Annotated in this window: 12 protein-coding genes; 5 read left to right on the top strand and 7 right to left on the bottom strand. The window is 38.0% G+C overall.

Features of this window, described 5'->3' with window-relative positions:
• The first annotated feature begins 49 nt into the window (after positions 1-49).
• From AC27E9_RS05565 to hmpA, 3 genes are all read left to right on the top strand, one after another.
• Positions 50-322, top strand: a complete 273-nt coding sequence (locus tag AC27E9_RS05565) for a hypothetical protein (protein WP_487128036.1) — start codon at positions 50-52, stop codon at positions 320-322.
• 1 nt (position 323) lies between these two features.
• Positions 324-1,601 (top strand): NnrS family protein, encoded by a 1,278-nt coding sequence (locus tag AC27E9_RS05560; protein ID WP_487128034.1) that lies wholly within the window; start codon positions 324-326, stop codon positions 1,599-1,601.
• A gap of 86 nt (positions 1,602-1,687) precedes the next feature.
• On the top strand, positions 1,688-2,869 hold the full coding sequence (hmpA, locus tag AC27E9_RS05555; RefSeq protein ID WP_487128032.1) for an NO-inducible flavohemoprotein: 1,182 nt from the start codon (positions 1,688-1,690) through the stop codon (positions 2,867-2,869).
• Positions 2,870-2,944: 75 nt separating this feature from the next.
• Here hmpA and AC27E9_RS05550 read toward each other — a convergent pair whose 3' ends face one another.
• Together AC27E9_RS05550 and AC27E9_RS05545 are read right to left on the bottom strand one after the other, a co-directional pair.
• Positions 2,945-3,346: a hypothetical protein gene (locus AC27E9_RS05550; RefSeq protein ID WP_487128030.1), complete on the bottom strand. Its 402-nt coding sequence runs from the start codon at positions 3,344-3,346 to the stop codon at positions 2,945-2,947.
• A gap of 41 nt (positions 3,347-3,387) precedes the next feature.
• The gene (locus AC27E9_RS05545) at positions 3,388-3,738 is read right to left on the bottom strand and encodes a DUF5329 family protein (protein ID WP_487128029.1); all 351 of its coding nucleotides are present in this window, start codon (positions 3,736-3,738) and stop codon (positions 3,388-3,390) included.
• Positions 3,739-4,080: 342 nt separating this feature from the next.
• Here AC27E9_RS05545 and AC27E9_RS05540 point away from each other — a divergent pair, with 342 nt between their 5' ends.
• Positions 4,081-4,860 (top strand): PEP-CTERM sorting domain-containing protein, encoded by a 780-nt coding sequence (locus AC27E9_RS05540; protein ID WP_487128027.1) that lies wholly within the window; start codon positions 4,081-4,083, stop codon positions 4,858-4,860.
• Between the two features lie 196 nt (positions 4,861-5,056).
• Here AC27E9_RS05540 and eno read toward each other — a convergent pair whose 3' ends face one another.
• Together eno and pyrG are read right to left on the bottom strand one after the other, a co-directional pair.
• Positions 5,057-6,355: a phosphopyruvate hydratase gene (gene eno, locus AC27E9_RS05535; RefSeq protein ID WP_487128025.1), complete on the bottom strand. Its 1,299-nt coding sequence runs from the start codon at positions 6,353-6,355 to the stop codon at positions 5,057-5,059.
• Positions 6,356-6,501: 146 nt separating this feature from the next.
• Complete coding sequence (pyrG, locus tag AC27E9_RS05530; protein ID WP_487128023.1) at positions 6,502-8,139, bottom strand: CTP synthase; 1,638 nt, start codon at positions 8,137-8,139, stop codon at positions 6,502-6,504.
• A gap of 243 nt (positions 8,140-8,382) precedes the next feature.
• Here pyrG and AC27E9_RS05525 point away from each other — a divergent pair, with 243 nt between their 5' ends.
• Complete coding sequence (locus AC27E9_RS05525; protein ID WP_487128021.1) at positions 8,383-8,961, top strand: DUF4202 domain-containing protein; 579 nt, start codon at positions 8,383-8,385, stop codon at positions 8,959-8,961.
• On the opposite strand, the gene AC27E9_RS05520 is transcribed toward AC27E9_RS05525, so the two are convergent.
• From AC27E9_RS05520 to AC27E9_RS05510, 3 genes are all read right to left on the bottom strand, one after another.
• Positions 8,958-9,365, bottom strand: coding sequence for a YbaN family protein (locus AC27E9_RS05520; RefSeq protein ID WP_487128019.1), 408 nt, complete (start codon positions 9,363-9,365; stop codon positions 8,958-8,960). The two genes, AC27E9_RS05525 and AC27E9_RS05520, sit on opposite strands and share 4 nt — an antisense overlap.
• Before the next feature lie 74 nt (positions 9,366-9,439).
• A complete protein-coding gene (locus tag AC27E9_RS05515; RefSeq protein WP_487128017.1) occupies positions 9,440-10,561 on the bottom strand; it encodes a metallophosphoesterase in 1,122 nt (373 codons plus the stop codon).
• Positions 10,562-10,631: 70 nt separating this feature from the next.
• On the bottom strand, positions 10,632-13,688 hold the full coding sequence (locus AC27E9_RS05510; protein WP_487128015.1) for a TonB-dependent receptor plug domain-containing protein: 3,057 nt from the start codon (positions 13,686-13,688) through the stop codon (positions 10,632-10,634).
• Positions 13,689-13,764 lie beyond the last annotated feature (76 nt).

The following is a 13,764-nucleotide window of genomic DNA, read 5'->3' as shown; positions in this document are numbered from 1 at the left end:
CCACATGGATGCTCGATATACGTACCAAGCATATGAAGTTGGAGGCAACATGTATTCACAGTTTTTTATTTCACAACAACTACCAGCGGTTGAAAATGCACTCAACTTCCAAAAATGTTTAATTCTTGGTAATTACATGATGTTAGTGTCATTTATCATAATTAGTAGCTGTATCGCTATCACATTCGCTTTTGATCATCACTTCACGATGACAACACAAATTTCTGCTCATATTTTTACTATTGTCTTTGCTGGTGCATTAAAGCTTGGTTATGTTTTGCGCTGCGTTGCATTACATGGTTTCGGAAAGAGTGATTTTTAAAATGCTTAATCCTCACGATACAGAGTTATTACAACTTCAACATCAAGCAGCTCATCAACGCCAATTTAAGGTGTTGACTAAACTTAATCGATTGCCAATTTTTGACTTACCGTTTAGGAGTTTCTTTCTGTTAGCTGTTGCTTGCTCTTTTATCTCGTTAATTTATTGGGGTTTATTTTTAAATGGCACGATAAACACAAATTCTAATACGTTATCGCTAAAAGGCTGGCACAGTCATGAAATGCTATTTGGTTTCGCTGCAACCGTTGCTGTTGGCTTTATTTTAACAGCATCACAAACATGGACCAAGCAGCCAAGTATCAAAGGCCTTACTGTACTAGCTCTTATCGTAATTTGGTTTGCTGTCAGAGTGTGCTTGTTTATTAGTATTACTGCCGATAAAAATTCATATCAGCAAATATTTCTGTATATAGCCGTTATCGCGCAGTTTTTTTGGTGGCTTGGCGCAATTTTAGCGTTTTCAAAACAAGTATTCATAAGTAAAAATCATCGAAACTATTTATTCATTCCACTACTTAGCACCCTAATGACTGCAAACATAGGTTTGCTGTTATCTGAGCTTTTCGGAGCCTACATGTTAAGTTCACATATTGCCAAAACGACAGTATTACTATTTTGTTTACTTATCGGCATTTTAGCGGGTCGCGTTATTCCTTTTTTTACGATATCAGGATCTAAAGTAACGACCATCCCCCAAACAAAGAAGTTAAACTTAACAATTGTTACCTTATCTTTATTAGGAATCGTAATATTTTTCAGCAGCTATTTTCTGCAATTAGCTTTTTCTCCCGCAATGTTGATGTTCAGTGCAGGTATTGCTCATACTGTACGTCTCTGTTTTTGGCAATCTCATGCCACACTACGCACTCCTTTACTATGGTCTTTGCATTTATCATACTTTTCACTCGGTTTAGGTTTGACCTTTCTTGGATTAAGTTACGTAACTGCGGCCAATAGTGTTTTCTATATCAGCTTTTCAGATGCACTCCATATTATTACCATAGCTGCGATGGCCTTAATGATTTTCTCCATGATGTCACGAGTTTCACTCGGCCACACAGGCAGAAAGCTGCAACCTCATAATTCAGTTAAGTGGCTCTTTATCATAATTTTTCTCAGTGCAATTGCCCGTGTATTTCTACCTGTGCTACATCTTCCAATGCTAGCTTGGAACTTAAGTATTGCATTATGGCTAACCGCGTCATTGCTATTTTTCTTCGTTTATATGCCAGTGCTTATAACTAAAAATGCCAGTTAGAGCACTTATTTCAAATTCACAGCGCCAACAAGCTACCAATAACTAGCTCTTGGTAAACCACACAATTCAGTTATTTAGGAGTAACAATGCTAACTGATAAACATATCAATATTATTAAAAGTACCATTCCACTTTTAGAAAACGCTGGGCCAGCAATGACCTCTCACTTCTATCAACGTATGTTCAATCATAACCCTGAGCTGCAGGATATTTTTAATATGTCTAATCAGCATACTGGCCGCCAGCAAGTAGCATTATTTGAAGCTATTGCTGCGTATGCTAAAAATATAGAAAACTTAGCTGTACTAACAACAGCTGTAGAGCGAATTGCTCAAAAGCACACTAGCTTTAACATTCAGGCTGAGCATTACGCTATTGTCGGTCATCACTTAATTGAAACACTACGAGAGCTTGCCCCTGAAGCCTTCACAGCAGATGTAGAAGATGCATGGCTTAATGCCTATCATTTTTTAGCGAGCATTTTTATTAACCGAGAATCTGATTTATACCAACAGCGCAAAGCTGAGATTGGTGGTTGGCAAGGTGCAAGAGCCTTCAAAGTCGTCAATAAAATTACCGAGTCAGAGCTTGTGAAAAGCTTTATCTTTGAGCCTGTTGATCAGCAAGATGTTATTGGTTTTACACCGGGCCAGTATTTAGGTTTAGAAGTACACCCAACAGGTAATGACTACAAAGAAATTAGACAATATTCACTATCAGATAAACCTAATGGCAGTAGCTACAGAATTTCTGTAAAACGCGAACAGCAAGGCGTACCAGGTAAAGTTTCAAACTTTTTGCATGATGCCGTAAATATTGGTGATGAAGTTAATTTATATGCGCCGGCCGGTGATTTTTTCTTTATCGATCGAAAAAGTCCAACGGTTTTAATTTCAGCGGGCGTTGGGATTACACCAATGCAAGGCATGTTAGAAACATTGGCCGCAAATGAATATGGTCAGCCAGTGCATTTTCTGCACGCCTGTGAAGGTAGTGAACAACATTCATTTTCACTACGAACGAGCGAATTAATAAACAAAAATAAGTGGCAGCAAAACATTTGGTATAGAAACGAAAGTTCAGAACAAGATCATATTAGTAATGGGATGATGGATTTAACCGCCATTGATCTACCAACTAATAACGGTAACTTCTACTTGTGTGGCCCTATTGCCTTTATGCAATTTGTTAAGACGCAGCTATTAAAACTTGGGGTTGGTGAAAGTCATATTCACTATGAAGTTTTCGGCCCACACGCTGCGCTTTAATTGCTAGCTCGCAAGTGAATAAAATAAAGTCGAACGTTATGCTCGGCTTTATTAATGCAAATTAATATAAGCTAATTATTTCGATTCAGTAGTTATCGATAAAATAGGAAACTTATTCTCACCAAATGAGATCGTCATTGATTGTGTTTCCTGCCCTTCAAAACTCACTTTGAATGTACTAGGTGTAGTTCTTGTACCGTCAGCAAATAACGCCATTAAATGTTCATGCTCTAACATTCTCCCGCCATTGGCATTATTGATTATGGTAACTACTGCCCAGCGCTCGCCTAATTCGTTACTCATAGTGACATAATTTAGCAACATAAAATCACTACTTTTAGCTTTAATATTTTGGTCATTTGGAAATGCTAAGGCGAGTTTATCAGTAATAACGCGGTCAACCGTTAAAGTACCAGTTTCATTTGCGAAATTAGAAAAGGGCAAAAAAGCGAACAAGATTAAAAATAATTTAAACAAAGGATACTCCACTATTTCTTGATGATTACACAATAAAATAACTATTCTTGTTTCAGCCTAAATGTCTGTAACTCTGTTAAAAGCCACTGCTGGCTTCTCACCACCGCTTTATTCGGACAATGAATTCTATAGAATTTACCTGACATTGTACTTTTGGTTGCAGAATATCGAATAAAATCTTCGGTAGACTTTATTTCATCAATATAATATTGATACTTCTTATTGATATGTTTAGCAGCTTCCTCACCGTTATGCATAGTGCCATTACGTTCATATTGGCAGTCGGTGCTTTTAACGTAACTTAGTAAATGTGTAATTTCATCTTGAGATGAAGCAAGAACATTAAAGGAATAAAAACACATAATTATCAAGGTGGGCCAAGTTAACTTCAATTAAACACCTCATTTAGTTTCAAGAAAATACTAAGTATACAGTCTGCCAGCTGAACACAGTATGAATATCAATATTTTAGAGATTAAGCCCTAAAGTTTCACTAGTTTAAATAGCATAAAATGTAACAATTAGAACGCCCCCACTAACTACACTTAAAGAAATCCAATATAAACAAGTAACCTCATGATTTAAAAGACTTTTGTCGAAATACTTTACATAACAGATAAACACATCTCCAAGAAGAACTGTAACCACATGATAGTAAAGAATTTTATATATTAGGCATAAATTATGCTGTTCGCGGTTGCTAATTTTAGTATTACATATAAAGGATTGAATTAATGATAAAAAGAATAGCAGCCATTGCTTTTGCATGCTCAACAGTAACATTTAATGCACAAGCAGGCTTAATGGAAACTGATATATCTGATCTAAGTAATAAATACGGCGTAACCACATTCAGTAATGGCACTTATAATGGCGGTTCAGGAAATTCATCAGCCGCCTTTTCAAACGACTCAGTAAATCTTTTAGGGCAATTACAAACAGATAGTCTTCTACCAACACTAAAAGCAATTTCAACTAACGGATATGGTCGTTTAGTTTCTATTCAAGCGTTTCAATATACTGGGATGTCACCGTTTAATTTAGATCTATCTATTAATCTACACGGCAGTTCGAGTGGAACAGGATTTCATAACGGTATTCGAGCTGATGTCGGCATTATTGATGCCGGTAACTCTTTAACCGGTTATGATGATTATTACTTTAACTATGACTTTGGAACTATTTTCTATGAGCCAGCTGAAGGTTTTGGGGTAGATAATACAAGCCTCTACATTAACGAAGAGCAAGATGTAAATATACAGGACACCTTAAGCATTTCACTTGATATGAACCAGTATTTTTATGTAGTGACTCAATTAACCGTGCGAGCACGTGACGGTGGAGTTTCAGATGCATGGAATACGCTAGGAATGACTTTCTCTGACACGAATAACTTAGTGTCTGCTCAGCGTTTAGCGAACCCACTTCCATCAACATCAGTTCCTGAACCAGCAACTTGGGCTATATTACTTTTATCTTTATTTGGTTTTGCCGCAAAAAGAAAAGCAAAATAAACAATCTCTAAAATTTTAAAATCAAAAAGCCACTCATTTGAGTGGCTTTTAAAAGAATATTATTGCTAAGTAATCAGTAAACTTGTCGCTAATTAGTTCAAGAACAATGCGATTACACGGAGCTGACAAGTGTCAGTGAGTATAACCAAAGCGCTGTCGTAACATACGCAGAATTTAATTAGCAAAAAGGTTCTGATTACTGGCCTTTAACTTCAGACAAGCCATTAAACACAGCTTTATCACCTAAGAACTCTTCAATACGTAATAATTGGTTGTACTTAGAAACACGGTCACTACGGCATAGTGAACCTGTTTTAATTTGACCTGCAGCTGTACCAACCGCTAAATCAGCAATGGTTGCGTCTTCAGTTTCACCTGAACGATGAGAGATAACAGCAGTAAAGCCTGCATCTTTCGCCATTTTAATCGCTGCCAATGTTTCAGTTAATGAACCAATTTGGTTGAATTTGATCAAGATAGAGTTACCAATACCTTGCTCAATACCACGAGCTAAAATTTTCGTGTTTGTTACGAATAAGTCATCACCAACGATTTGAACTTTGTCGCCGATTAACTTTGTTTGATAAGCAAAACCATCCCAGTCTGACTCATCTAAGCCATCTTCAATTGAAACAATTGGGTATTGATCACAAAGGCTAGCAAGAAAATCTGAAAATTCATTAGCTGTAAATTGTTTGCCTTCACCAGTAAGGTCATAAATACCTTTTTCAGCATTGTAGAATTCAGATGCTGCACAATCTAAAGCTAGCGTTACATCTTTACCAAGCTCGTAACCTGCAGCAGCAGTTGCTTCTTTAATTACCGCTAAAGCATCAGCATTTGACTCAAGGTTTGGAGCAAAACCACCTTCGTCACCAACGGCTGTGTTCATACCCTTTGATGAAAGGACTTTTTTCAATGCGTGGAAAATTTCAGCGCCCATGCGTAATGCTTCTTTAAAGCTTTTTGCGCCAACAGGTTGAACCATAAATTCTTGAATATCAACATTGTTATCAGCGTGCTCACCACCATTGATGATGTTCATCATAGGTAATGGTAAAGAGTACTGGCCCGACGTACCGTTAAGATCAGCAATGTGTTCAAATAATTGTACTTTCTTTTCCATTGCTGCCGCTTTAGCATTTGCTAAAGAAACCGCAAGAATAGCATTAGCACCAAAGTTTTCTTTATTTTCAGTGCCATCAAGATCAATCATTACTTTATCAATGTTAGCTTGATCAATAGCATTTTTACCTTTCAGTGCAGCAGCAATATCGTTATTTACAGCAGCAACAGCTTTTAATACACCTTTACCTAAGTAACGTGCCTTGTCACCATCACGTAATTCTAATGCTTCACGAGAACCAGTTGATGCACCAGAAGGAGCAGCAGCTCGACCCCAAGCACCTGATTCTAAATATACGTCAGCTTCAACTGTTGGGTTACCACGAGAATCCATGATTTCGCGAGCGATAATTTTACTAATATTCGACATTATGTTCCCTATTCCTTACTAACTGCGCATGGCAGGTTATTAACGATAAATTAAATTTTAAATAATAGATTGTTTTAGCAAATACAAAAAGTTTGTAGACTAAAAACAAAACCGCAGCAAATAGCTACGGTTTTAATTAGTTTGATTTAACTTGATTGCTGTTTTTGATGCTCAAACGACGCAGCAATAAAGCCTTCAAATAATGGGTGGCCATCACGTGGAGTTGAATTAAACTCAGGATGGAACTGCCCAGCAATAAACCATGGATGATTTGGATTTTCTATCACCTCAACTAAGGTTTTATCCGTAGATAATCCCGAGAACACTAAACCAGCTTTGCTTAATTGTTCACGGTAGTTATTATTTACCTCAAAACGATGGCGGTGTCTTTCATAAATTGTTTCACTGCCGTATACGTCATGTGCTTTGGTACCTTTCACAATGTGACACAATTGTGAACCTAAACGCATGGTGCCGCCTAAATCAGAATCAGCACTACGGTATTCTACTTTACCTTCTTCGTCTAACCATTCATTGATTAAACCAACCACAGGGTGTGGAGTTTCCGGATTGAACTCAGTACTGTGTGCATCAGCAAGACCTGCAACATTTCGTGCATAGTCGATCAATGCTACTTGCATACCTAAACAAATACCTAGGTATGGCACTTTGTTTTCACGGGCATATTGTGCAGTTAAAATTTTACCTTCAACGCCGCGCTCACCGAAGCCACCAGGTACTAATATTGCGTCTAAGTCTTTTAATACTTCAACACCTTTGGCTTCAACGTCTTGTGAATCAACATATTGAATTTTAACTTTTACTTGGTTTTTAATACCAGCATGTTTTAATGCTTCATTGACAGACTTATAGGCATCTGGCAATTCTGTGTATTTACCTACCATACCAATAACAACTTCGCCCGCTGGGTTTGCTTCTTGATAAAGTACTTTTTCCCATTCTGTTAAGTCGGCTTCTGGTACATCTAAACCAAAGCGTTTAACAACCAATTCATCGGTACCTTGAGATTTAAGTAAAGCAGGTACTTTGTAGATAGAGTCTACATCACGCATTGAAACAACGGCTTTTTCTTCTACATTGGTAAACAATGAAATTTTAGCGCGTTCATTGGCAGGAATAGCTTGTTCACTACGACAAACTAAAATATCAGGAAAAATACCAATAGAGCGTAATTCTTTTACTGAATGCTGAGTAGGTTTAGTTTTAATTTCACCTGCCGCCGCAATATAAGGCACTAATGTTAAGTGCATAAACATCGCACGTTCACGACCAAGTTCAACACCTAATTGACGAATAGCTTCTAGGAAAGGTTGCGATTCAATATCACCTACCGTACCGCCAATTTCAACCATCGCAATATCGTAACCTTCAGCACCTTCAATTACCCGACGTTTAATGTCGTTGGTAATATGAGGAATAACCTGAATTGTTGCACCTAGAAATTCACCTTTACGCTCACGTGCCAAAATATCTTGATAGATACGACCGGTAGTAAAGTTATTACGCTTAGTCATTTTGGTACGAATGAAACGTTCGTAATGACCTAAATCAAGATCTGTTTCTGCACCGTCTTCAGTTACAAAAACTTCACCGTGTTGAATTGGGCTCATAGTCCCTGGATCAACGTTAATATAAGGGTCAAGCTTTAACATGGTAACTTTTAAACCACGTGCTTCGAGAATTGCCGCTAATGAAGCTGCAGCAATACCTTTACCAAGAGACGATACAACGCCGCCAGTAACAAAAATATATCTAGTTGTCATGCGATATCCAGAGTCAGGAAAAACAGAAATTTTGCACTAAATTGATTTGATTATTGGCAAACAAATGAATTTAGTAGGACGGGAAAGCATTATACCGAAAAGGCGTGTTCACGACAATATGATCAATGCATCTAGTTGCACAATTTTTCTTAGCTGTAGTTTTTCATCAACTACAAGTTTTTATCTATTTGAAAACGGGGTAAACTGCTGTTTTACTTTTCTTGAACAATAAAAATAGACACTATGACGCAATTGCAAAATGTTTTAGACGCTATCGATAACATCAATAAAGACGATATTAATATTACGGTTGTTGACGGAATCAACCATCCGAAAGAATTGCTATATGGTCAATATATGTCAACTTGCCTCGAACAATACTGGCCTGATGCTAACGAGAATCTACAAATTGCCGTACGAGCACAACATGTAAAACGTTGGCACTTTAAACGTGCTGATTTTCCTTTAGGTAAACAAGGTTATTTAACTTGGCGTAAAGAGCTAGGTATTTTCCATGCGGCAACTGCAAAAAACATAATGCTAGAACAAGGTTATGATGAGGATACAGCAGAAACAACGGCCGCAATTATTCGCAAAGAAAAATTAAAGTCGAATAGTGACAGTCAAACCCTAGAAGACGTTGCTTGTTTAGTATTTTTACAATACTACTTTGACGAATTTGCAGCTAAGCATACCGAAGAAAAAATTATCCGCATTGTGCAATTAACTTGGCGAAAAATGTCAGTAAAAGGTCAAGAGATCGCATTATCATTAACATTACCACCTCATTTAGCACAACTAGTAGGTAAAGCCTTAGCTTAATCTCTATTTGATTTATTTTCTTCTGTTGAGGTAATTGATGCTATTTCTGCATTGCCATCAGATAATGGCAAACGCCAAAGAAATATAAATGGCCATGTAACCAACACCACAACAAGCACTTTTAACCAAAGTGATGGCAAAATATAACAAGACCAAAGTGTCGCAATAACAATTGAGGTTAATGCGATGACTTTGGCTCGTTTTGGAATACTTCGAGATTGCTCCCAATGATAAATCATCGGGCCAAACACCTTATTCGCCAATAACATTTTATGCATTCGCGGTGAAGACTTAGCAAAACATGCTGCCGCCACCAATAAGAATGGCGTTGTTGGAAGTAATGGCAAAAGAGCACCTAGTGCCGCTAAGCCAACAAAAAAAATTCCAGCGATTTTTAATAGCATAGCCCCTCTATTGAATATCTAAAATGTTTTTAGACGGCTATTCTAACAAAGTGGCTAACCGAAGACAGCTTCTATTATAGTTCATTTATGATTAAAGGCTTCTTGCGGCCTAGCTGAGTCCCTCGCCATTTTTCGGTATCAGAGACAAAAAGTAACTCTCCAGATTCTCCACGCTTTATACTTGAATCAATAGCTATCACTCGTCCATTGTGTCGCATTTCTATTTGCGCTTGAGAAGTGTGCCCTACAACTATATGTTCAACATCAAAATGGCGAAGCAATAAGTCAATCTCTTCACTGCTAGCGCCATTATCTTTGAAATAACCGCGATACCATATAGGCCCATTGCGCTTATGTAAGTACTTAGCCAAACCTGCACGTGGAAGCGCGAGCTCTGCTTTTACTAAACTATTTTTAAAAACCCGATTGATGTCATTTAAACTGCGCTTCTCTCTGGCAAGATCGGGGTGAAAGCCACCGTGCGTGAAAAGCATATTGTTAACTTTTACCAACACTGGCTTGGTCCTCAACCAGTCACCTAATAATGTCCCTTTGGCATAAAACTGCTCAAAAGGTACGTCTGCTATATCTGCAACCGTGACATATTTAGGGTGCAAATAACGTAAATCACCATTAAGTATCATCACCTCATGATTACCTAACAATAAGTGTACTTGCCCTCCGGCATTAACAGCTTCTTGTTCAAGTCGATATAAAAACCAAAGAATCTCAGTAACTTTATCACCTCGATCAAAAACATCGCCAGTAATAACAAAATGTCCATTTTTAAATTGCCAATGTCCATTTTCATCAATTACGCCATTATTTGTCAGTAGTTCAATCAATACATCATATTGGCCATGAAAATCGCTGCTAGCAACAACATCAAACTCACCAGAATATTCAAGTAATTTTTGTTCTTCAAAATTTAAACGATCGAGCAAGACTTCATAATTACAGTTAGGCAAAGCGAATGGCAATGAAATACTAGCAAACAATTTTTCAAATTTTTTATTGTCACAAAACCAAGAAGCTGAGATGTCACCTTCTAATAATTTGATATAAGGGCCATCACTTATGTCTTGGTTTGATAAAGGTTGAATTCCTTTAGAATTATTGATTAAAAAAAATCCGCTTACCATACAGAATAATAAGCACAAACTAACTAGCCAAACCTTTTGTTTAACCAACATCATAAAACACCTAAACTAAAACTAAAGAAATGCCAATGACACATCCATGTGTCACAAAAATCAGAGTTGCTAGTTAAAAGCTAATTTCAGCCCCTGCATAAAAGAAACGGCCTTTACCTCCACCATAGTTACTATCGTAGTTACCTTTACCACCTAGAATAAATGACCCATTATTATCAAAGATGTTGTTGACGCCACCAAAAAGACGCAGCTCGTTACCTTGTTCTAATTCCATGTCATAAGAAACGGAAACATCGTTACGTACATATGAGGGTAAAAATAACTTATAAGGCGTTTCCGGAGCATCTACACATGAACTGGTATCAGTAGCACACGCTGCTTCATATTCAGGAATAATGCCGCCTTCACCATTTTCGTCAAGTGGAGCATAAAATTCGTCATAGCGAGATTTACTTGATACAACACCACTTTTATATTTCATACTCCAACGAATACGCCAGTTATCTTTGTACCAAGTTGCCGATGCACTCGCCTTATCTTCAAAAACATCTGCAGACAATGAACCATTAAAGTCCGTAGTATATTTACCATCAGGTGAAGTTTTGGTTTCTTCATACTTCAACACGTGCGTCCAGTCAGCTTTAAACTTTAAAGTTCCATAGTCACGTAAATCTAGACGGTACTCAACTGCCACATCATAGCCACTGGTAGAGATCTCATCTTGATTATACAATCTTTGCATTACGCCAGTTATTTGACCATCAGGGTCACGACTTACATCGCCACAAAATGAATTTGACTCACCAAATTCCAATGAAGAATCGTAACAAAACTCTAAAATATCTTCGTTACCAAAAGAGGTAATGGCATCTTCGATTGAAATGTCGTAATAATCTACTGCGGCTCTAAATCCCTCAAGAAATGATGGCGCCATTGTAATACCTAAAGTCACCGTTTCAGCAGTTTCTTCAAATAATTCTTTATTACCAACATTTGGCGAATAACCATTGTTATCATCTTCAAATATGCCATCGACAGCAATGGTTGAGGCAATACCAGCATCTTTACGACAATTATCGTCTGCACGCCCAATAGATGTAGCGGTAACACCATCACAAATATCATCGAATGAATCATAGTCACCACGTGGCGGTGACATAGCTTCTGTAACCGTAGGTGCACGCTGTGCTTTAGCCCAATTTGCACGAAGTGCATAACCTTCAATAGGTTCCCAGACAACACCTGTTTTATAACTCTGAACTAAATCAATGTTATCTAAGTCGTATTCTGCTATGCGAATAGAAACTTCAGCGGTTAAGCTCTTTGCACCAGCAACATCTTTTAATAATGGGAAAGCCGCTTCTGCAAAAACTTCTGCTACGCTTATATCACCTTCAAAGTCAGGTACATAATTAAAGGTAACACCGCCTTCAGGTACATTTGTGCTTACTTCTTGAGAATCTTTCCGATACTCAAAGCCAAAAACACTTGCCACTGAGCCTGCTGGCATTTCAAATAGGTCACCTGCTATATAGCCAAGTACATTCACTTGTTCTATTTTTGTATTAATTCCGGGATTAGCACGAATATAATCAGCAGCTTCAGATGAAATACTTCCTTCTCCAAAAAGATTTATAGGAACACAACCATTGGCTCTAGCATCAGCATCTATACACTGATAACTTCCATTACCGTCATCTTCCACATTTAAAGCATTGCGAACATTAGCAACATATAGCTCATTAAAACGCCTTTGCTGCTGTTTAAACTTACCAAAACCGATTGATAAATCCCAATCCCAGTCACCATCAAACATAGTGCCTTTTAAACCAGCCCATGATCGAATAGTTCTTCGAGTATTATCAGTGACAATATTGCCAACTTCGGCGAAATTCCGATCCCACTTCACGCCTTTTGAACTCGCATCACCACTAATTTCTTCGGGCATAAATGGATTATTTGTCGGAATTCTGCCAATACAATCTTCGCCGAATTCACCTGTGGCAGTATCATGCGTTACAATTAAATCACACTCATCCTCGCTTTCTGGTGCTTTATCATTAATCGAGCGGTTGTAGCTATATTGTAATTGCCCATATAGCATCAAATCATCATTTAATTCATAATCAATTTTAATGGCTGCCGAAGCCTTTTCATCAGGGACACGAAGCATCACAAATTGATTCGTATTAATACCATACCTTTCTTCATGCCAATCATTGCGTAGGCCATTTTGATCATACCAAAACCCTGAATCAGGTTTGGTGCTAGAAGACTCATCGAAAACGCCGCCAGGAATGGAGTCACTCAAACTGCGCCAGTCAGCTTGAGTGATATCGCGAATGCATTGCCTGCCATCTTCGGTTAACATTCGATTACACATAAGATCATCATCATAATCCCAAGAGTCTTGCTGTTGAGCACGTTTTCGGTCTGAAAACTTTAAGCCATACTCTTTATCATAACTAGATGCGAAATATACAAAGCCATCACCGCCCGAAAATTCAGTACCGTAATCTACATCTAAACCAAGTTCTTTAGCGCCACCTTCATCTGATTCGCCGCCACGGGCTTTAAAGGTAAAACCTTCTGAAGATTGTTTTGTAATAATATTCACAACACCGGCAATCGCATCCGAGCCATAAGCGGCTGAAGCTCCACCGGTAATCACCTCAACTCTATCAACCATGCCCGAAGGTATAGTAGATAAACTGACATAATTTCCAGAATACGAGTTTGACACCACACGACGGCCATCAATCAATGTCAGTGTGCGATTAGTACCTAACTCTCGTAAATCTATGGTTGAAAGGCCGGTATTTTGTACACTTGACTGTGAATTACTATTACTACTACCTTCAGAAATTTGCGGTAACTCATCAATCAGAATATCTGACAGCGAGCCAATACCTGTATCTTCAATTGCCTCCCTGTCCATAGTTGCTAATGGGGTTGCGACACTGAAGCTATCTCTGCGCAATCGAGAACCAGTGACGGTAATCTTTTCATCTGCCTCTTTGGAGTTTTTTGCATTTTCAGTTGCTGATTGAGAATTCTGACCGACACTCCTTTCAATATCTGCTTCTTGCGCCAATGTAGATGACGAAATTAATGTAGCAGAGCCTATAATTGCAGCTTGAATAGCTGTGGTGATATTATTTTTTTTCATCACATCTCCCGAGGTGTGTTTCTTAGTGTTTTATAGAAATAGGACGAATGTAAAACTACGATTTCCTTATCACGAT

This window comes from Colwellia meonggei (assembly GCF_057537295.1).
The sequence above is the reverse complement of the archived record's forward strand: the minus strand, read 5'-3'. Positions and strand labels throughout refer to the sequence as shown.

Coding starts and splice junctions, on each gene's coding strand:
- AC27E9_RS05565 (WP_487128036.1), top strand. CDS start 50: ATGTATTCACAGTTTTTTATTTCACAACAACTACCAGCGGTTGAAAAT.
- AC27E9_RS05560 (WP_487128034.1), top strand. CDS start 324: ATGCTTAATCCTCACGATACAGAGTTATTACAACTTCAACATCAAGCA.
- hmpA (WP_487128032.1), top strand. CDS start 1,688: ATGCTAACTGATAAACATATCAATATTATTAAAAGTACCATTCCACTT.
- AC27E9_RS05540 (WP_487128027.1), top strand. CDS start 4,081: ATGATAAAAAGAATAGCAGCCATTGCTTTTGCATGCTCAACAGTAACA.
- eno (WP_487128025.1), bottom strand. CDS start 6,355: ATGTCGAATATTAGTAAAATTATCGCTCGCGAAATCATGGATTCTCGT.
- pyrG (WP_487128023.1), bottom strand. CDS start 8,139: ATGACAACTAGATATATTTTTGTTACTGGCGGCGTTGTATCGTCTCTT.
- AC27E9_RS05525 (WP_487128021.1), top strand. CDS start 8,383: ATGACGCAATTGCAAAATGTTTTAGACGCTATCGATAACATCAATAAA.
- AC27E9_RS05520 (WP_487128019.1), bottom strand. CDS start 9,365: ATGCTATTAAAAATCGCTGGAATTTTTTTTGTTGGCTTAGCGGCACTA.
- AC27E9_RS05515 (WP_487128017.1), bottom strand. CDS start 10,561: ATGATGTTGGTTAAACAAAAGGTTTGGCTAGTTAGTTTGTGCTTATTA.
- AC27E9_RS05510 (WP_487128015.1), bottom strand. CDS start 13,688: ATGAAAAAAAATAATATCACCACAGCTATTCAAGCTGCAATTATAGGC.